Raw genomic sequence first — 17,449 nt, forward strand, 5'->3', positions numbered from 1 at the left:
GATGTCACGTTCGATCGCCCAGCTTTCCGCGCTGCTTCAATCCGGGGCCCTCGACGCAGTTGATCTGTTCGAGGAAACCTTCGCAAAGATCGAGGCCCATAGTGATAAGGCAATCTTCACGGTGCTTCTGAAGGACAGGGCGCGATCGGAGGCAGAGGCTTCACGTCGCCGTATTCGTGACGGCCGTTCGCTCGGCGCGCTTGACGGGGTTCCTGTCGCCTGGAAGGATTTGTTCGACATCGAGAGTTTTCCGACGACTGCGGGATCTCGCGTGCTGAAAACCAGTGAGCCTGCAGGCCGCGATGCTGCTGTCGTGCGCGCGCTTGCCAGTGCCGGTATGGTGAGTGTTGGCCGCGTCAACATGAGCGAGTTTGCCTTCTCCGGCCTTGGCATTAATTCTCACTACGGCACCCCCCGTAACCCTGCTTCGCCTGGGGGAGAGCATCGGATTCCAGGTGGGTCGTCATCTGGTTCGGGCGTAGCGGTGGCTGCCGGGCTTGTGCCTGTTTCGATCGGTACGGATACCGGCGGGTCGGTTCGTATTCCAGCTGCCTTCAACGGTATTGTCGGCTACAAGGCCACGCGTGGCCGCTATTCGATGGATGGTGTATTTCCGCTCTCCCGCAGCCTCGATTCGCTCGGGCCACTTTGCCACACTGTGCAGGACGCCGCGTGGGTGGATGCCGCTATGCGCGGCCTGCCGGCTGGTATGGCCTTGCAGCCTCCTGCTATCCGCGACCTTTCCTTCATCATTCCAGAAACAGTGTTCTTCGATGATGCGCAATCGGAAGTGGTCGAGGTCTTCGAACTGGCAGTCGAACGGTTAGCAAAGGCAGGTGCTCAAATCCGCCGCGAAGCCTTCCCCGATTTCTCAGCAATCTTCGATCTGATGGCAAAGAACGGCGCCTTGGTTACAGCCGAAGCCTTCGTTCTCCATCGTGAGCGTATCTTGGGCGCTGCAGCCGCAGATATGGACCCCCGCGTGGTCAAGCGAACACTCCTGGGTGAAAAGATCACGCTTGCCAATTACATGGAGACTCTTGCCGAGCGCGATCGGATGATTGCAGCGTTCGAGGCTCGCCTTGAGCCGGGAGCGTTTCTTCTCAGCCCCACGCTCCCGCATGTCGCACCTGCCATTCAACCATTGCTCGAGGATGAGGACCTCTTCTTCCAAATGAATGGGAAGACACTACGCAACACGCTTATTGGGAATTTTCTCAATTGGTGCGGCGTCTCTATACCATGCAGCACGGGGGCCGTTGCGATGCCCGTCGGGTTGTTGATTTCAGGACCGGGAGGAAGCGACGGAAACGTTCTCGCTGTTTCGCATTCGGTTCAAGTTTTTTTGGACAAATGATAGCACACTGGATCCGGCATTCCTCAAGTCTTTCACTATATAGGGTGCACAAGGGCGGGTTTTTGGCCCGCTTTTCAGACCTACCAAATAAGCCAGGTATCTGATCTAGTTTGGTTATTTGCTGGCTTGCATCCAGAGTTATGACTGGTCGACGGTTCGATTCCGTTCAAGGCGAAGACACCGAGAGGGTACTTTTTTCTGCCGTATGCAGCTCGTGCGCCCCAACCACTTTGCCTCTTGTACACAGGCGCCCAATGTCGCGACAACATTGACCGATGACAAGCGAAACATCTGACGAATCTACCAGACCGACCCGCTACGCGCGGAATGCTTCTCGGTTTGACGTGTGGCTAGCTTGGCCTCTTGCATTCGATCTTTGGTCGGTCCTTGAAGCGTTTTTTGGATTCGACACCTACCCTGCGTTCAAGTTCGGTACACAGTATTCCGCGTAAATGACGCGCTTGCATCTACACCATCCCCAGATCATCAAAGGATTGGTGCAGCGCTTGATCCGCCGGCGACAGTCGATCGCTGGCGAAGTTGTGCTGATGCCAGTAGGGATAGATGTAAGGCGGGCGGCTAACCAGGTTGAGCTTCGATAACTCGTATTCAGAAAGCTTTAGGTCGCTGGCCGCAATGTTGTCACGGAACTGGTTCTCGTTAAGGCCGCCGACAACGAGTGTCGAAATGGCCGGGCGCGACAGCGTCCAGGCAAGGCTGACCTGAGCGACGGACACGCCTCTCTCTGTTGCAATCTCGTCGAGCACATCGATGATGGCCCAGAGCCGTTCCTTGTCGCGGATCGGTGGCTCGCTCCAGCCTTGAGCCTGGCGCGACTGCTCCGGTGCCTTGTTGCGTGCAAAGGCACCCGACAGAAGTCCGGCGGCAAGGGGGCTCCAGACCATTACCCCGAGCCCCTGGTCGACCGAGAGTGGCAGGAGTTCATATTCTGCCTCACGCGCCTCCAGCGTATAGTGGATCTGTTGGGTGACGAAGCGTGGCAGGCCCTTGTTGTCCGAGATCTGTAGGGCCTTCATGATGTGCCAGCCCGAATAGTTCGAGCAGCCGATGTAGCGGATCTTGCCCTGTTCGCGCAGCGTATGCAGGGCTTCGAGCGTCTCGTCGAGTGGCGTAAGCCCATCCCATTCATGCATGAAATAGATGTCGATATGGTCTCGCTTCAGTCGCTTGAGCGAGCGCTCGCATTCTCTGATGATTTGATATCGGGAGGCGCCTTCGTCATTGGGGCCGTCGCCGATCCTCATGCGGGCCTTTGACGAAATCAACACGTCGTTGCGTTTTGCTCCCAGCGCTTCACCGAGGATTTCCTCGGATCGTCCAAGCGAATACATGTTGGCCGTGTCAAAAAGATTGACCCCAAGGTCGATACAGCTGTCGATCAGGCGGCGTGCATCCTCAACGCCCTGGTTTGCCACCTTGGCAAATCCACCGACGCCGCCGAAGGAAAACGTACCCATCGAAATGGCCGACACCTTGAGGCCCGAACGGCCGAGCATTCTATACTGCATTTGATCCTCCTCCTCAGTCAGCCGACATGCGCGACAGGCGCAGCAAGCTGGCAATCTGGTCCATTCCCAGTTCAGGGCTTGTCAGGTAAGGCTTAGGGTACTGGCCCGCCTGCAGGGCACGCGCCATGGACGCCTGGGCCAGAACAACGAGCTCAACCTTCGCTGAAAGTGCTGCATAGGCCTCCTGCACCAGGAGGTCGTGGGCTTCCGGGTTTCCGCTCTTCAGGCGTGCAAAGGCTTCGTTGACAAGCTGTGAGACGAATTTGCATGGGCGGCCCATTCGCTTGGCGGTGCTTTCAAGAAGCCGGGTGGTCGGCTCGAGCGTGGTTGGCAAGGTCGCAAGAATGCCGATCGTCGATGCCTGACTGACTGCCCGTTCCGCCATGCCTCTGTCGATCCGAAAAAGCGGTGTTGCGCTCTTGGCAGCCAAGGCGTCGACGGCCTTTCCAAGTGTCGAGCAGGTGACGATGATCGCGCTGCTGCCGCCTGTTCTCGCCGCATTGACATGGCTTGCGAGGCGGTCAGAAACGTCCTCAGCCACATGGCCATTGGCAATCACCCTTGAGAGCAGGCTTTCGTCCACGACCGAGGCGATCTGCCAGCCCGGCAGCTTTTCGGCTGCAAGCAAGGCAAAGACGGGTTCCAATGCCTTGACCGTGTGAATGAAGGTCAGCCTTCGGGGCTGCGCCATCTGCGGCTTGGTCACTATCTGGTCCTTGATTTGGCCATTCGTGTCGCTGGTCATTGCGCTGGGATCTGCTGTTTTGCAGCACGGGTCTTGCTGCGCTGCACGAGCTTCTCGTGGCTTCCGCGCAAGACGAGATCAGCGCCGACCAGGATTTTGACGGCCGGCTGGGGTTCGGTCGAATTGATCAGATCATCGAGAATGGTAACCGCCAGATAGCCGATCTTTCGTTTCGAGACCTCGATTGTTGTCAGGCCCGGGTCCATCGTCGCACTCTGGGGCAAGTTGTCGAAACCGATGACCGAGACATCATCCGGGATGGTCAGCCCATGCTCGCGCAAGGCGCGGATGAAGCCATAGGCGATGATGTCATTGGTGCAGAAATAACATTCTGCCAGGTCCAGGCCGTCGGCCAATAGCTGGCGGGTGTCGCTGTAAGCGCCGTCATAGGTCGACTCCACAGAGAGAATATCGGCCGCGTCCACCGAAAGTCCGAGCCGCGCCATATTCTTGAAAAAGGCATCGCGGCGAAGCTTAAAATTCGTCGTTTCGACGTGCGAGGCGACAAAGCCTATTCGCCGGAAGCCCTGCTGGTGAAAGCGCGACAGCACCTTGAAGACCGCATCCTCATTGTTCATGTCGACGAAATTGGCGTCTATGACATCGAAGAATGTATCGATGAATACCGTGGGATAGCCCAGTCCCTGGATCAGCCTGATGTCGCCTTCGGTCAGTTCGGTTCCAAGGGCAACGACACCCGAGATCGGCGATCCTGCCAGCGATTCAGCGACTGAGCTGATCGGCTGGCCTTCGAAGCTTACCACTTCGAGCGTGTAGTTGCGCCGGGTGGCCTCTGCAGACATGCCATCGATGTAGTCTGAGATAAACACGCTGTGGTCGCGGTTTACGGTGTGGCCATGTTTGGCGATCTTCAAGAACCTGAACGTTTCGCCCGGTTCGGCGGTCGATTTGCTCGTTCGCGGTACATAGTTGAGGCTGGCCACCGCTTCGAGCACTTTGGCGCGTGTGACGCCCGAAATGTCACCTTTTCCGTTCAGCACCAGCGACACGGTTGCAGCAGAAACACCCGCGGCCTCCGCAATGTCTCGGATCGTCAGGTTCTTGCCGTTCTTCATCGCTGTCCCGAATGCTGCATCTGCGAGATAATTTACTAAACAATATAGTCGTTAAGTCGGATGTTTACGGCAAGTGCTATCCGTTCGCAATTAGATTTGCGCGCAAAATAGGGCTTGCCACCGGGTTTCTGCTTTGTTAGCGTTTAGTGAAGTCGTAAAACGTTCACTAAACATGGGAGGAGACCATGCGGCGAACCGACGGCCAATTCGTGATGCTTGTCATCATGAACGCCCTGCTGCTTGTTGCTGGAGTGGTGATCTCTGGCGGCTCCTTTCTGTCGCTGTTCAATCTGCAATCCATGACGGGTCAGGTGCCCGAAATCGGGCTTCTGGCCATCGGTGTCATGCTCGCCATGTGTGCCGGCAATGGTGGCATTGATCTTTCAGGCATCGCGCTTGCCAATCTCTCAGGCGTCGTCTCTGCAGTTCTGATGGTGTCGATCCTCGGGCCGGCGTCCGATCCCACAACATTCAGTCTGGGCTTCATGTTCGGCTGCCTCCTGGTCGGCTTTGCGGGCGGCCTCTTCAACGGGTTTCTGATTGCCCGCTTCCAGATCACGCCGATCCTGTGCACGCTTGGCACCCAGATGGCCTTCATGGGCCTTGCCATTGTCGTCTCTCAAGGGCGTGCCGTGACGGTTGGCAGTCCGGCTCTTTTGTCGAGCCTTGGCAACGACACGCTGTTTGGCGTGCCGATCAGCTTCATCATCTTCATCGGCGTCGCAACCCTGATTGGCGCCGTGTTGAAGTTCACGCCATTTGGTCTCTGGTTGATGCTGATGGGAACGAACCCCAAGGCTGCAACCTTTGCCGGCTTCCCGAAGAACGGTGTCATCCTTGCGACCTATGCCCTGTCGGGAACGCTGTCGGGTCTCGCCGGCATCATCATCGCGGCCCGCAACGTCAACGTGAAGTTCGACTATGGCAGCTCCTATCTCTTGATCGCCATCCTGATTGCGGTGATGGCGGGTGTTCGCCCCGAAGGTGGCTATGGCCGCGTGGTTTGCGTGGTGTTGAGCGCGGTCGCCCTCCAGCTGATGTCGAGCCTTTTGAACTTCGGCGGCCTTTCCAACTTCGTCCGAGACTTCGCCTGGGGAGCTCTGCTGCTCACCTTCCTGGCTGTCGGTCGCTACGACGTGATGGGTTTCTTCGCCCCCATGCGTCGATCTGAAGATCCTTCGGCGTCTGTCCCTCAATCGCCGAAGTAACAAAGCGAGGGAAAATTTGTGGAGGAAAGCATGAACTCGTTTGTTAAAAAAATGATGCTCGGCACAGCACTTGCAGCCGTCTCGCTGGGAGGCTCGGTCGGCGTGCTCGTGGCCCAGGAAAAGCCGGTGATCGCAACGGTGGTCAAGATCAGCGGTATCCCGTGGTTCGATCGCATGAACACCGGCGTGGTCGCCTTCCAGGAAGCCAATGCTGATGTGGTTGCAAGCCAGAGCGGTCCAGCGACCGCCGACTCCGCCCAGCAGCTGCAGATCGTCAATGACCTCGTCGCCAAGGGCGTCAATGCGCTTGCCGTCGTTCCCATGGATCCGGCTGTGCTTGAAGGCACGCTGCAGCGCGCCATGGAACGTGGCATCGTTGTCGTCACCCATGAGGCCGACAACCAGATCAACACCAATGCCAATGTCGAGGCCTTCGACAACGCCGATTATGGTGCAGCCCTCAACGAACGCCTTGCCGAATGCATGGGCAAGGAAGGCAAGTGGACGACATTCGTCGGTTCGCTTGGCAGCCGCACCCACATGCAGTGGGTCGGTGCAGGCGAAGAGAACGCCAAGAAGTATGCAGGCATGCAACTCGTTGACGCCAATAACGAGTCCTTCGACGATGCCAACGCGACCTATGAAAAGGCCAAGGAAATTCTGCGCAAGCATCCCGACATCAAGGGCTTCCAGACCTCTGCCGGCAATGACGTCCTCGGTGTTGGTCGTGCAATCGACGAAGCCGGTCTGAGCGGCAAGGTCTGCCTCGTCGGCACGGGCCTGCCGAACCCCTCGGCCGATCTGCTTGAGTCAGGCGCAATCACCGCGATCGGTTTCTGGGATCCGCAAAAGGCCGGCATGGCGATGAACACGATCGCCAAGCTCCTGCTTGAAAAGAAGGAGCTTACCGATGGCATGGATCTCGGTGTCCCCGGCTATGAAAAGGTGACCGTCAAGCAGGGCGCTGGCCAGGGCTTGCTGGTTGTCGGCAATGGCATGGTTCTCGCCGACAAGGCGACCTACAAGGACTTCCTGTTCTGATCCTTTGAGTAGCCGTGACCGGGAGATCTCTCTCCCGGTCACATCGCCGCAGCGAAAATTTGCCTGCGGATAAAATGAGGATCCTGTTCCCGTGGTCGCAATGCATAAAAGCGTTGAGCAGCCAGAAGAGCTGCTCAGATTGAACAATGTCGAGAAGTGGTTTGGTGGCGTCCATGCGCTCAGGGGCATTAACCTCACGCTTGCCCGAGGCCAGGTCTATCACCTTTTGGGTGAAAACGGCTGCGGCAAGAGCACGGTCATCAAGATCATGTCCGGTGCGCACCCGCCGTCTTCTGGAGAGATCGTGCTCGAGGGCAAGAGCTATGCTGCTCTCACTGCGATCCAGTCGCTGGCAGCCGGGATCGAGACCGTCTATCAGGATCTCTCGCTTTTGCCCAATCTGACGGTCGCCGAGAATGTCGCCCTGACCGAGCAACTCGTGTCGGCTGGCGGACGACTGGCGCGTCTTTTTAACCGCAGCCAGATGCGGGAGACAGCAGCCCGCGCGCTTGCAGCCGTTGGCCTGCCCACAGGCCGCGCCTTCCTGCAGGAAATCGTCTCGGATCTGCCGCTTGCCTCACGGCAACTGGTGGCGATCGCTCGCGCGATTGCCACACGGGCAAAGCTTGTCATCATGGATGAGCCGACCACCTCTTTGACCAGGCGAGAGGTCGACAACCTGATTGACGTCGTCGAGCGCTTGCGGCTTGAGGGCGTGACCGTACTCTTCGTCACCCACAAGCTCGAGGAATGCTACCGGATCGGCGGCAACGCCATCGTGTTTCGCGACGGCAAATGCGTGGCGCAGGGCCCAATCGCAAGCTTCACCAAGGATGATCTGTCTGAATTGATGACCGGGCGGCAGATCACAGCCACCCGCTATCGTGAGGGACGGCCCGACGGCGAAATCTTCTTTAAGGTCGACGGTCTGCACACCGACAATGTCGAAGGCGTGTCGCTTGCGCTTCGCCGCGGAGAGATCCTCGGCATCACCGGTCTTGCCGATTCCGGTCGAAACGAACTTGCCATGGCACTGGCCGGTGTCATGCCGATCGGGCGTGGGAAAATGCTGATCGACGAGGCGCAGGTCAGACTGACTTCTCCCGCAGACGCGATCAGACACGGGATCGGCTATGTCCCGGAAGATCGTCTTGCAGAAGGTCTGTTTCTCGACAAATCCATCCTCGACAACGAGATCGCCCTGATTCTTCGGGATCTGACAAATGGGATCGGCGTGATTGATCGCGATCGGGCGAGGGGACTTGCCGATGATCTCTCGGCACAGATGCGCCTCAATACGAAGAATATCGACTTGCCGGTTGGCTCGCTATCCGGCGGAAACCAGCAGCGCGTCCTGATCGGTCGCTGGCTGAGCATTCTGCCAAAGCTCCTCATCCTGCATGGTCCAACCGTCGGTGTCGATGTTGGCTCAAAGGACACGATCTACAAGGTGATCCAATCCCTGTCGCAATCCGGCATGGGGCTGATCATCGTCAGTGACGATCTGCCGGAACTCTTGCAAAACGCCGACCGGATCATGGTCATGAATGGCGGCCAGATCGTTTCAGAATTCGAAGCAGACAAGGCGTCCGAAGACGATCTCTACCGGGCAATGCTTGGCAGTGAAAAGGGGGCTGCACAATGAACACGACCAAAGCCGAGAAGGCCCCTTCTTCAACACATGCGGGCTCCTTCAGTCTGGGCGATCTGATACGGCGACGGCCCGAGACGATCACCTTTGCTCTTCTCGTGACCATCTGTGTTGCCGTTTCGATTGCCAATCCGGCCTTTCTTCAGCCGTCGACCCTGATCGATATAGGCCGTGCAAGCGTCGTCATGGGACTGTTTGCGCTTGGCGTCTTCGTCATTCTGGCAGCTGGCGGCATCGATGTTTCGTTCACCGCGATTGCCGCCTTCACCATGTATTCGGTGACCCTTCTGGTGCAGACCTATCTGCCTGGGCTACCGATCATTGTCATCATTCTGGTTGCGATGGCAGGCGGCGTCCTGCTGGGTGTGATCAACGGCCTTCTCGTTCATCACCTGCGGGTGCCATCGCTGATCGTGACGATCGGCACCCAGTATCTGTTTCGCGGATTTCTTCTGTCCTTCATCGGTACCGTCTGGATCATGTCGCTGCCGCCGCAGATGGGGGCCTTCGGGCGAATGCCGCTTCTGCAGTTCGAGACCGCCAATGGCGCCCTCGTCACCTTGCCCTTCTATTTCCTCGTGCTTCCGGTGGCAGCCATCCTGACCTGGTGGATCTTGAACCGCACGCTCATGGGGCGGGCAATCTTTGCCGTAGGCGGCAATGCCAATATCGCCGAGCGCCTGGGCTACAGTCTGCGCACGGTGCATTTGTTCCTCTTCGGCTATGCTGGCGCTTTGGCGGGACTTGCAGGGATCATCCATGTCTGTGCCAACCGGCAGGCCAACCCGTTTGATCTGGTCGGCACGGAAATCAACGTGATCGCAGCCGTCGTCTTGGGCGGTGCCCGCATCACGGGCGGAACCGGCACGGTTCTCGGCACCATTCTCGGCGTTCTCCTGGTCGTGGTCATCAACAGCGTCCTGGTTCTCGTCGGCATCCCAAGCACTTGGCAGCGACTGGTGGTCGGCAGCTTCATCCTGCTTGCCGCTGCCTTCTTCGTCACGCGTCAGCGCAAAAAGTAACAGTGGAGGATAAAGTGAAGAAGTTTCTCAACGATCCGGTCAACTTCGTCGACGAGATGCTTGAGGGCATCTATGCGGCGCATCCGATGGTCACCTATGTGAATGACGATCTGCGTTGCCTGGTGACGGCAAAGCCAAAGACAGGCAAGGTCGGGCTCACCACCGGCGGTGGCTCGGGTCACCTGCCGACGTTCCTGGGCTTTGTCGGGGACGGCATGCTCGACGGTGCAGCCGTTGGCGGCGTCTTCCAGTCTCCCAGTGCCGAGCAGATGTATCAGGTGACGAAGGCCGTCGATCAGGGTGCCGGAGTCCTTTACATCTACGGCAATTACTCGGGCGACATCATCAATTTCGACATGGCCGCCGAACTAGCAGATCTCGATGGCATTGCCGTCAAGCAGGTGGTCGGCAACGATGACGTGGCCTCCTCGATTGTTGGAGAAGAGCACAAGCGCCGCGGCGTGGCCGGTATCTTCTTCATCTACAAGGCGGCAGGTGCTGCTGCCGCCGAAGGTCTGTCGCTCGACGAGGTCGCACGAATTGCCGACAAGGCACGGATGAAGACCCGGACCATGGGTGTTGCTCTTTCCAGCTGCGTCGTGCCTGAAATCGGTCATGCCACGTTTTCGATCGGCGAAGACGAGATGGAGATCGGCATGGGGATCCATGGCGAGCCCGGCATTAGCCGCAAGAAGCTTGGTGCAGCGGACGCCGTTGTCGACGAGATGATGGAGCGCATCTTCAACGAGACTGACTACAAGTCGGGGGATGATGTTGCAGTCCTGATCAACGGTCTGGGCGGCACGCCACTCGAAGAACTCTACATCCTTTTCCGCCGGGTCCGTCAGCTTCTCGATGCGCGCGGCGTGAACCTCAAGCATGTCTGGATTGGAGAGTTTGCAACCTCGATGGAGATGGCAGGCGCCTCGATTTCGATCCTTCAGCTGGACGAAGAGCTCGACCGTCTGATGGCTGCACCCGCCAACACGCCTTTCTTCAAGCATGTCACGGGATAAGATCATGAGCCTCGAAAAACTGGATGCGGGTCATCTGATCGGGCTGTTTCAGAGCTGGCAGCAGCTTTTTGCTGAACAGCGCGAGTTTCTGATCGCACTCGACGGCAAGGTTGGTGACAGCGACCTTGGCATCACCATGGCGAAATCTTTTGCAGCGGCGGCCGACGCCGTCGCTGCCGAAGGCGAAGAAGCCGGTTTGTCCAAGCTGCTTCGCACGGCCGGTGCGACGATGGCCCGGACGGCTCCCTCAACCATGGGAACGCTGACGGCGACCGGTTTCCTGAGGGCGAGCAAGGCGGTCGAAGGACTGGACGCACTTGATACGCAAGCGCTTGCTCAGTTCTGGCGTGCCTATACCGATGGCATTGCCGAACGCGGCAAGGCGAAGGTCGGTGACAAGACTCTGCTCGATGTACTTGATCCATTGACGAGGTCTCTCGAGGACGCGGCCGGAAAGGGCGAAGTTCTGACGGCAGCGCTGTCTTCTGCCGCCAAAGCCGCGGAAGATGCGCTCGAAGCGACGAAGTCGATGGTCGCGCAGCACGGAAAGGCCGCGGCATTTCAGGAAAAGACCGTGGGGCTGCAGGACGCTGGCGCAACGGTTGGGTTTTTCCTGATCAGGCGAATGAGCGAGTTTGTGGCGAACCACTGATAGCGCGTTACCGGCTACCGGGTGGATAGGAATGACCTAAACTTTTGCGATCAGCGTCGATGTCGAAATGGGAAGCGTGGGTACAGGTCTGTTCGACCTTCAAAGGCGCATGCTGTCTGGCAAAGGAGCAATCACGCTTTACCGCGAGGCGGGATCGATCGCCGAGCAGTCATGCTGAGGTCTGGAGCGTCTTCTGCACGGTCATTTCCGGAGCGGTCTGTGAGGCCGTGATGATCCGGGCCAAGTGATAGGGCCCGGTTGAGATACCCGACTCAGAGAGCGTGAGATCATCCGGCTTGTCGAGCAGTCGCACCTGTCGACCAGGGAAACTCTCGACATGCTCGGCGTTGCAAGACCGACCTTCTCCCCAGGTTTGATTGTTTACTCACCCACGCGTATGCCACGCAGGTTGGTCGATGGCCTTCGTCTCGGCCATCGCTTCCGCGTAACCTAAACTTTTTGACCCAACATTAGGGACAGTTCAACGGCAGCCACCTTGTTTACAAGACGGCCGGCTCCGGTCGCGCAATGCAAGTGCAAATCCGGAAGCAATATTGCCGTTAAAATAATTTCGCAATTTTTGTTGCGTACTCGAAATTACGTGCGTATGTTGACCATGCACCGGGCAAGACCCGCTGCATGGGAGAGAAGCGCGAAGCGTTCATAACGCTTCGCTCGTGATGGTGCCGAGGAGGCCAATCGCAAAGACCGAAACTTATCCAGGTGGGACGTTCGCGTTGTCCGCCATGGCGAAGCTGTGTCCGCGATTACCGGATGGGACTTGAATGAGCGTTCGTACAGGTTCGACGCGTGCAGGGATTTAACGGAGGAGAAATCTCATGATGAAGAAGTTCGCAATCACTACTGCATTTTGTGCCCTGATGTCGGGAGCTGCACATGCCGAAACGATCGGCGTCGCGATGTCCCTGTTCGACGACAACTACCTGACCGTACTCCGTCACAACATTGAGCGCCACGCGAAGGACCTTGGCGTTGAAGTGCAGATGGAAGACGCCCAGGGCGACATCGCGCGCCAGCAGTCCCAGATCGAAAACTTCGTTGCCGCAGGCGTCGACGGCATCATCACGATGCTGGTGGATGCTGACTCCGGCAGGGCTATGTCGAAGATTGCCGAAAATGCCGGAATTCCCTTGGTTTTCGTCAACATGCTGCCGGCCAACATGGACACGTTCCCTGAAAAGCAGGCTTGGGTTGGCTCGGACGAAGAGCAGGCAGGTGAGCTGCAGGCGACCGAAATCTGCAAGCTTGCAGGGGGCAAGGGCGACGCGGTTATCCTGATGGGGCAGCTCGGAACGACCGGCCAGCGTGGTCGTACGGCAGCCGTCGAACGCGTCCTGAAAAGTGACGCCTGCAAGGGGATCAAGGTCCTCGACCAGCAGACTGCAAACTGGATGCGTACCCCGGCTCTCGATCTGATGACCAACTGGACCACCTCCGGCATCAAGCCCACCATCGTGTTCGCCAACAACGACGAAATGGCGCTTGGCGCGATCCAGTCGCTGAAGGCCTCGGGTGTCGCCATGAGCGACGTGATCATCGGTGGCGTGGATGCGACTCAGGATGCGCTTGCGGCTCTCGAAGCTGGTGATCTCGACGTCACTGTCTATCAGTCCGCGAAGGGCCAGGGCGAAGGTTCGCTCGATACGGTTCTGAAGATTGCCCGCGGTGAAAAGTCCGAACAGCGGGTTGCAATCCCGTTCGAGCTCGTCACGCCGGAAAACGTCGCGAACTACAAGTCCAGCAACTAAGCAATCGTCGAGGACGATCAGGGTTTCTCTGGTCGTCCTCGACTTCGCAACTGGGCGCTGCCTGCAGATAGCACAGGTGATACATGATTTCGACAACGACCCTTCAAGCCATAGAGGACTTCAAATCGAAGGCGCGGCCGTACCTGCTTGAGATTGAGGGCATACGGAAAGAATTCCCGGGCGTCGTCGCGCTAGATGGCGTTGAGTTTCGCCTTCGACCTGGCACTGTTCACGCTCTGATGGGAGAGAACGGTGCAGGCAAAAGCACGCTGATGAAAATCATTGCGGGAGTGTATGCGCCGGATCAAGGCACCATAAAGCTGAGGGGTGACGAAGTCCGACTAAAGAGCCCGAAAGATGCCTTGGAGCAGGGGATCGCAATGATCCACCAAGAACTCGCTCTGATGGCGTGGATGACCGTCGCCGAAAATATCTGGATACGGCGGGAGCCTCGCAACGCGCTTGGTCTCATAGACCACAGGCGCATGATGGCGAATACAAGGGATTTGTTCGATCAGCTGAAGATCGGGATCGACCCTTCGGCCGAAGTTAGCACGCTCACAGTCGCGCAGAAGCAAATGGTCGAGATCGCCAAGGCGGTCAGCTACGAATCCAGCGTTTTGATAATGGATGAGCCAACCTCTGCCCTCACTGAATCCGAGGTAAGTCATCTTTTCGAGATTATCCGCGACCTCAGGTCCCGGAATATCGGCATCGTCTACATCACACACAAAATGAACGAGCTGTTTGAAATCGCCGACGAGTTTTCGGTATTCCGTGACGGCCACTACGTCGGCACCCACGCCAGCACCGACGTGACCCGCGACGATATCATTCGAATGATGGTTGGGCGCGAAATCACTAACATGTTTCCGAAGGAAGAGGCACCGATCGGTGATGTCATCCTGGAGGTCAAAGACCTTGGACTAAACGGTGTCTTCAGCGGCATCACCTTCGACCTGCGCCGTGGCGAAATTCTGGGTGTGGCCGGCTTGGTCGGCTCCGGACGCTCCAATGTCGCGGAAGCGATTTTCGGCGTGGTCCCGGCTACCGAAGGTTCGATCAGGATCAACGGCGAGGAGACAACAATCAGTTCCCCTGCCGATGCCATGCGCGCCGGCATGGCGCTACTGACTGAGGATCGCAAGGAAACGGGCTGTTTCTTGCCGCTGACTATCCTTGAAAATATGCAGATTGCAGCTTTGCAGCACGGTCATTCCCAAATGGGCTATGTCGATGAAAGCGGCCTCCGAGTCTTGTGCGACGAGATGAAGAACGCAATGCGCATCAAGACTCCGAACCTTGATGAGCGCATTGAAAACCTCTCCGGCGGAAATCAGCAGAAGGTGCTGATTGCGCGATGGTTGCTGACAAAGCCGAAAATTTTGATCCTGGATGAGCCAACCCGAGGCATCGACGTCGGTGCCAAGGCGGAAATCCATCGACTGATTTCAAACCTGGCCAAGGAAGGCGTGGCCGTCATCATGATTTCGTCGGAGCTGCCTGAGGTCCTGGGCATGTCAGACAGAATTCTTGTCATGCATGAGGGACACATGACCGGAATCCTGGACCGGGCGGAAGCCGATCAAGTCAAGATAATGGAACTCGCGGCCCGCTGAGGTCGCAGAGGCGAGAATGCCGAGGAGGAGACGAAATGGAAAACGTGCAAGCGCAGCCGGCCAGCCCAACGAGACGAAAACTGCCTCAGGAACTGAATATCCTGACCGTATTGATCGGAGTGGCGCTCGTCTTTGAACTTCTTGGGTGGTTCGTCCAGGGACAGAGCTTTCTGGGAAATCCCCAGCGCTTGACCATCATGATCCTCCAGGTTTCCGTTGTCGGCATCATCGCCATTGGAGTAACCCAGGTCATCATCACCGGCGGTATCGATCTCAGCTCTGGCTCCGTCGTCGCGATGACTGCAATGATTGCCATGAGCTTTGCGCAAACGAGTGATTTTGCGCGTGCCATCTACCCGGGTCTGACAGACTTGCCGGCAATCGTACCCATCCTGATCGGTGTCGGCCTCGGCTTGATCGCCGGTATCATCAATGGTGCACTGATCGCGTTGACAGGTATACCACCCTTCATCGCGACCCTCGGCATGATGGTCACCGCACGCGGTGTCGCAAAGTGGTACACCAAGGGTCAGCCGATTTCCTTCCCATCGGAAAGTTTCGCCAGCATCGGCTCGGGTGCATGGCCAGTCGCCATCTTCTTGCTGGCAGCGGTCATATTTCATGTTGCCCTTCGCTATACACGGTACGGCAAGTTCACGTACGCGATCGGTGCAAATGCACAGGCCGCCCGTGTTTCAGGTATCAACGTGCAGGCGCATCTCGTGAAAGTCTATGCGATTGCCGGCATGCTGGCAGGCCTCGCAGGGGTCGTCACGGCCGCTCGAGCGGAGACTGCCCAGGCTGGGATGGGCATGATGTATGAACTCGATGCGATTGCGGCCGCCGTCATTGGTGGGACATCGCTTTCGGGTGGACGTGGACGGATATTTGGAACGGTGATCGGTACAGTCATTCTTGGCCTGATGATGTCCGGCTTCACGTTCCTGCGCGTTGACGCTTACTACCAGGAGATCGTCAAAGGGCTGATCATCGTCGCCGCTGTGGTCACCGATGTTTATCGGCAAAAGGCTCGGGTCAAGAAGGGCTGAGTGTAATCGAACTCGCCAGTCTTCGAGGCAATCATGGCCGATGGATTCTTTGGTAGCCCCTTGGAGTTGGCCGTCACAGTAGTTGCGGTCTTCCTTGTCGGTTTGTCTAAGGGAGGGCTCGGGGGAATGAGCCTTCTCGGGGTACCGTTAATGGCCCTGGCTATGTCGCCAATCACTGCTGCTGCGATACTTCTGCCAATCCTGGTGGTCATGGATATCGTCAGCGTTGCCGCCTGGAAGAAGTGGGTAAACTGGAAAATACTGGTGCTCGTTTTGCCGGGTGCTCTAGGCGGTATTGGGTTGGGCTGGCTGACGGCCGAAGTAACATCTGACGCCGTTGTCCGGCTTATTGTCGGATTGGTGTCTCTGACATTCGTCTTGCGCGTTGCGTTGGGAAGAACCGTTACCGGAGCGGTCACCGGTGAACGTCCATTGGCTGCGAGCTTCTGGGGCACACTCGCCGGCTATACAAGCTTCGTCGCGCATGCCGGGTCCCCGCCCTTGCAAGTCTATATGTTACCACTTCGACTTGATCCGAAGGTTTTCACCGGAACAACGGTAATGTTCTTCGCGATCACCAACGCGGTGAAGCTGGTGCCCTATGCCGCACTGGGTGGTTTGGGTGTTGAGAACCTCAGTCGCGCGGCCATCATGATGCCCTTGGCTATCGCGTCGACATGGCTAGGAGCATGGGCAGTACGCCGGATGGACGCTGCCGTGTTTTATCCCATGACTTACATTTCAGTCGCGGCCGTTGGTGTGAAGCTCGTTTGGGACGGCATCGTTAGTTTGTAAACGCTATATGCCCGTCACCGTCGGAATGCGGGGAGCGGTATCGTCCTTCTGAACCCGGGCCGCGACCGCGACAGTCAAGGCCTGAGCCAGGCACATAGGCGCTGCCAAAGACCGGGAGAACGTGTAGTCATGTTCGGGAACAGAGAACAAGACCTTGGCGGACTTAGCCAGCGGTGAGAGCGTACTGTCGGAGATCGCGACGACGGGGACGCCAATCTTCTGCGCCTCTTCTACGATGTTCACCACTTCGTTTGCATAGAACCGGAATGACACGGCAATCAACGCGTCCGTACTCTTCATCGTCCGCGCCATATGGGTAGCCAAGCCCCCACCCGGATCGAGGAGCACACAGCGCTTTCCCAGCATTGTCAGGATGTAGCGCAACAGTTCCACAACAGGAGCCGAGCGCAACTGCCCGATGAGGTAGATCGTGTCGGCCCCCTCAATGACGTCTGCCGCCATGGCGAGGTCTTCGCCGCTCGTCCGTTCGAGAATGTCCTGCAGGGACGCGATGTCGCGCACGACCAAATCGTGCAGGAAGCCGTATTCGGATCGATCCTCCCTGTTCATGAGCTCGTTGTCGAGCGCCTTGATTCTGGCCTCGAAGCCCGGCGCAGCCGTCGCGAGCCTCTTTTGGAAGAGAACCTGAAGCTCCTTGAACCCTTTGTAGCCGAGCGCTTGAGCGAACCGGACGAAGCTCGACGCGTGCATGCCACATCGCTCTGCGATGGTGTTGACCGACTGGACGGCGACCTCATTGGGGTTCTGGGTCAGATAGACCGAAATCTTCTGATAGGTTTTGCTCATCTGATCATGACGCTCATGGATCAGACGGATAAGTTCTTCGTAGTCTTTAGGTGATGCCGTGGGTGTCGGTTGTTGCTTCATGACAAAACCTTGCAATATCTGTTGCGAAAAAC

15 protein-coding genes are annotated in these 17,449 nt (G+C 57.6%); 11 read left to right on the plus strand and 4 right to left on the minus strand.

What is annotated here, in order from left to right:
- Nucleotide 1 precedes the first annotated feature (1 nt).
- Nucleotides 2–1,357 (plus strand): amidase, encoded by a 1,356-nt coding sequence (locus ACQKP1_RS20995; RefSeq protein ID WP_427276876.1) that lies wholly within the window; start codon nt 2–4, stop codon nt 1,355–1,357.
- A 467-nt stretch (nt 1,358–1,824) separates the two neighbouring features.
- On the opposite strand, the gene ACQKP1_RS21000 is transcribed toward ACQKP1_RS20995, so the two are convergent.
- Genes ACQKP1_RS21000 through ACQKP1_RS21010 form a run of 3 tightly spaced genes read right to left on the minus strand, consistent with a single transcriptional unit; the run spans nt 1,825 to nt 4,707 of the window.
- Nucleotides 1,825–2,886: an aldo/keto reductase gene (locus tag ACQKP1_RS21000; protein WP_427276877.1), complete on the minus strand. Its 1,062-nt coding sequence runs from the start codon at nt 2,884–2,886 to the stop codon at nt 1,825–1,827.
- A 13-nt stretch (nt 2,887–2,899) separates the two neighbouring features.
- Complete coding sequence (locus ACQKP1_RS21005; protein WP_427276878.1) at nt 2,900–3,631, minus strand: aspartate/glutamate racemase family protein; 732 nt, start codon at nt 3,629–3,631, stop codon at nt 2,900–2,902.
- Nucleotides 3,628–4,707 carry a LacI family DNA-binding transcriptional regulator gene (locus ACQKP1_RS21010; RefSeq protein WP_427276879.1) on the minus strand — a complete coding sequence of 360 codons (1,080 nt, stop codon included), beginning with the start codon at nt 4,705–4,707 and terminating at the stop codon, nt 3,628–3,630. The genes ACQKP1_RS21005 and ACQKP1_RS21010 overlap by 4 nt, the downstream gene beginning before the upstream one ends.
- A 185-nt stretch (nt 4,708–4,892) precedes the next feature.
- Between ACQKP1_RS21010 and ACQKP1_RS21015 the strand changes: the two genes are divergently transcribed.
- The 10 genes from ACQKP1_RS21015 to ACQKP1_RS21060 all read left to right on the plus strand — a co-directional run bounded on the left by ACQKP1_RS21015 (nt 4,893) and on the right by ACQKP1_RS21060 (nt 16,529).
- The gene (locus ACQKP1_RS21015; protein WP_427276880.1) at nt 4,893–5,915 is read left to right on the plus strand and encodes an ABC transporter permease; all 1,023 of its coding nucleotides are present in this window, start codon (nt 4,893–4,895) and stop codon (nt 5,913–5,915) included.
- Nucleotides 5,916–5,945: 30 nt separating this feature from the next.
- A complete protein-coding gene (locus tag ACQKP1_RS21020; protein WP_113376111.1) occupies nt 5,946–6,956 on the plus strand; it encodes a substrate-binding domain-containing protein in 1,011 nt (336 codons plus the stop codon).
- Nucleotides 6,957–7,056: 100 nt separating this feature from the next.
- Complete coding sequence (locus tag ACQKP1_RS21025; RefSeq protein ID WP_427276881.1) at nt 7,057–8,601, plus strand: sugar ABC transporter ATP-binding protein; 1,545 nt, start codon at nt 7,057–7,059, stop codon at nt 8,599–8,601.
- Nucleotides 8,598–9,629 (plus strand): ABC transporter permease, encoded by a 1,032-nt coding sequence (locus ACQKP1_RS21030; RefSeq protein ID WP_427276882.1) that lies wholly within the window; start codon nt 8,598–8,600, stop codon nt 9,627–9,629. Before ACQKP1_RS21025 ends, ACQKP1_RS21030 begins: the two co-directional genes overlap by 4 nt.
- A 14-nt stretch (nt 9,630–9,643) precedes the next feature.
- Complete coding sequence (locus tag ACQKP1_RS21035; RefSeq protein WP_427276883.1) at nt 9,644–10,645, plus strand: dihydroxyacetone kinase subunit DhaK; 1,002 nt, start codon at nt 9,644–9,646, stop codon at nt 10,643–10,645.
- Nucleotides 10,646–10,649: 4 nt separating this feature from the next.
- Nucleotides 10,650–11,297 carry a dihydroxyacetone kinase family protein gene (locus ACQKP1_RS21040; protein WP_427276884.1) on the plus strand — a complete coding sequence of 216 codons (648 nt, stop codon included), beginning with the start codon at nt 10,650–10,652 and terminating at the stop codon, nt 11,295–11,297.
- An 842-nt stretch (nt 11,298–12,139) separates the two neighbouring features.
- Nucleotides 12,140–13,066, plus strand: coding sequence for a sugar ABC transporter substrate-binding protein (locus ACQKP1_RS21045; RefSeq protein ID WP_427276935.1), 927 nt, complete (start codon nt 12,140–12,142; stop codon nt 13,064–13,066).
- Nucleotides 13,067–13,149: 83 nt separating this feature from the next.
- The gene (locus tag ACQKP1_RS21050; protein WP_427276885.1) at nt 13,150–14,685 is read left to right on the plus strand and encodes a sugar ABC transporter ATP-binding protein; all 1,536 of its coding nucleotides are present in this window, start codon (nt 13,150–13,152) and stop codon (nt 14,683–14,685) included.
- Nucleotides 14,686–14,720: 35 nt separating this feature from the next.
- Nucleotides 14,721–15,734: an ABC transporter permease gene (locus ACQKP1_RS21055; RefSeq protein WP_427276886.1), complete on the plus strand. Its 1,014-nt coding sequence runs from the start codon at nt 14,721–14,723 to the stop codon at nt 15,732–15,734.
- Between the two features lie 33 nt (nt 15,735–15,767).
- Nucleotides 15,768–16,529 (plus strand): sulfite exporter TauE/SafE family protein, encoded by a 762-nt coding sequence (locus tag ACQKP1_RS21060; protein ID WP_427276887.1) that lies wholly within the window; start codon nt 15,768–15,770, stop codon nt 16,527–16,529.
- A gap of 3 nt (nt 16,530–16,532) precedes the next feature.
- Here ACQKP1_RS21060 and ACQKP1_RS21065 read toward each other — a convergent pair whose 3' ends face one another.
- Nucleotides 16,533–17,432, minus strand: coding sequence for a MurR/RpiR family transcriptional regulator (locus ACQKP1_RS21065; protein ID WP_427276888.1), 900 nt, complete (start codon nt 17,430–17,432; stop codon nt 16,533–16,535).
- Nucleotides 17,433–17,449 lie beyond the last annotated feature (17 nt).

The organism is Allorhizobium sp. NPDC080224 (assembly GCF_050281005.1).
Lineage (GTDB): Bacteria > Pseudomonadota > Alphaproteobacteria > Rhizobiales > Rhizobiaceae > Allorhizobium.

What these genes read in the sequence shown, in the direction of transcription:
- ACQKP1_RS20995 (WP_427276876.1), top strand. Translation starts at nt 2, where the DNA reads ATGTCACGTTCGATCGCCCAGCTTTCCGCGCTGCTTCAATCCGGGGCC.
- ACQKP1_RS21000 (WP_427276877.1), bottom strand. Translation starts at nt 2,886, where the DNA reads ATGCAGTATAGAATGCTCGGCCGTTCGGGCCTCAAGGTGTCGGCCATT.
- ACQKP1_RS21005 (WP_427276878.1), bottom strand. Translation starts at nt 3,631, where the DNA reads ATGACCAGCGACACGAATGGCCAAATCAAGGACCAGATAGTGACCAAG.
- ACQKP1_RS21010 (WP_427276879.1), bottom strand. Translation starts at nt 4,707, where the DNA reads ATGAAGAACGGCAAGAACCTGACGATCCGAGACATTGCGGAGGCCGCG.
- ACQKP1_RS21015 (WP_427276880.1), top strand. Translation starts at nt 4,893, where the DNA reads ATGCGGCGAACCGACGGCCAATTCGTGATGCTTGTCATCATGAACGCC.
- ACQKP1_RS21020 (WP_113376111.1), top strand. Translation starts at nt 5,946, where the DNA reads ATGAACTCGTTTGTTAAAAAAATGATGCTCGGCACAGCACTTGCAGCC.
- ACQKP1_RS21025 (WP_427276881.1), top strand. Translation starts at nt 7,057, where the DNA reads ATGCATAAAAGCGTTGAGCAGCCAGAAGAGCTGCTCAGATTGAACAAT.
- ACQKP1_RS21030 (WP_427276882.1), top strand. Translation starts at nt 8,598, where the DNA reads ATGAACACGACCAAAGCCGAGAAGGCCCCTTCTTCAACACATGCGGGC.
- ACQKP1_RS21040 (WP_427276884.1), top strand. Translation starts at nt 10,650, where the DNA reads ATGAGCCTCGAAAAACTGGATGCGGGTCATCTGATCGGGCTGTTTCAG.
- ACQKP1_RS21045 (WP_427276935.1), top strand. Translation starts at nt 12,140, where the DNA reads ATGAAGAAGTTCGCAATCACTACTGCATTTTGTGCCCTGATGTCGGGA.
- ACQKP1_RS21050 (WP_427276885.1), top strand. Translation starts at nt 13,150, where the DNA reads ATGATTTCGACAACGACCCTTCAAGCCATAGAGGACTTCAAATCGAAG.
- ACQKP1_RS21055 (WP_427276886.1), top strand. Translation starts at nt 14,721, where the DNA reads ATGGAAAACGTGCAAGCGCAGCCGGCCAGCCCAACGAGACGAAAACTG.
- ACQKP1_RS21060 (WP_427276887.1), top strand. Translation starts at nt 15,768, where the DNA reads ATGGCCGATGGATTCTTTGGTAGCCCCTTGGAGTTGGCCGTCACAGTA.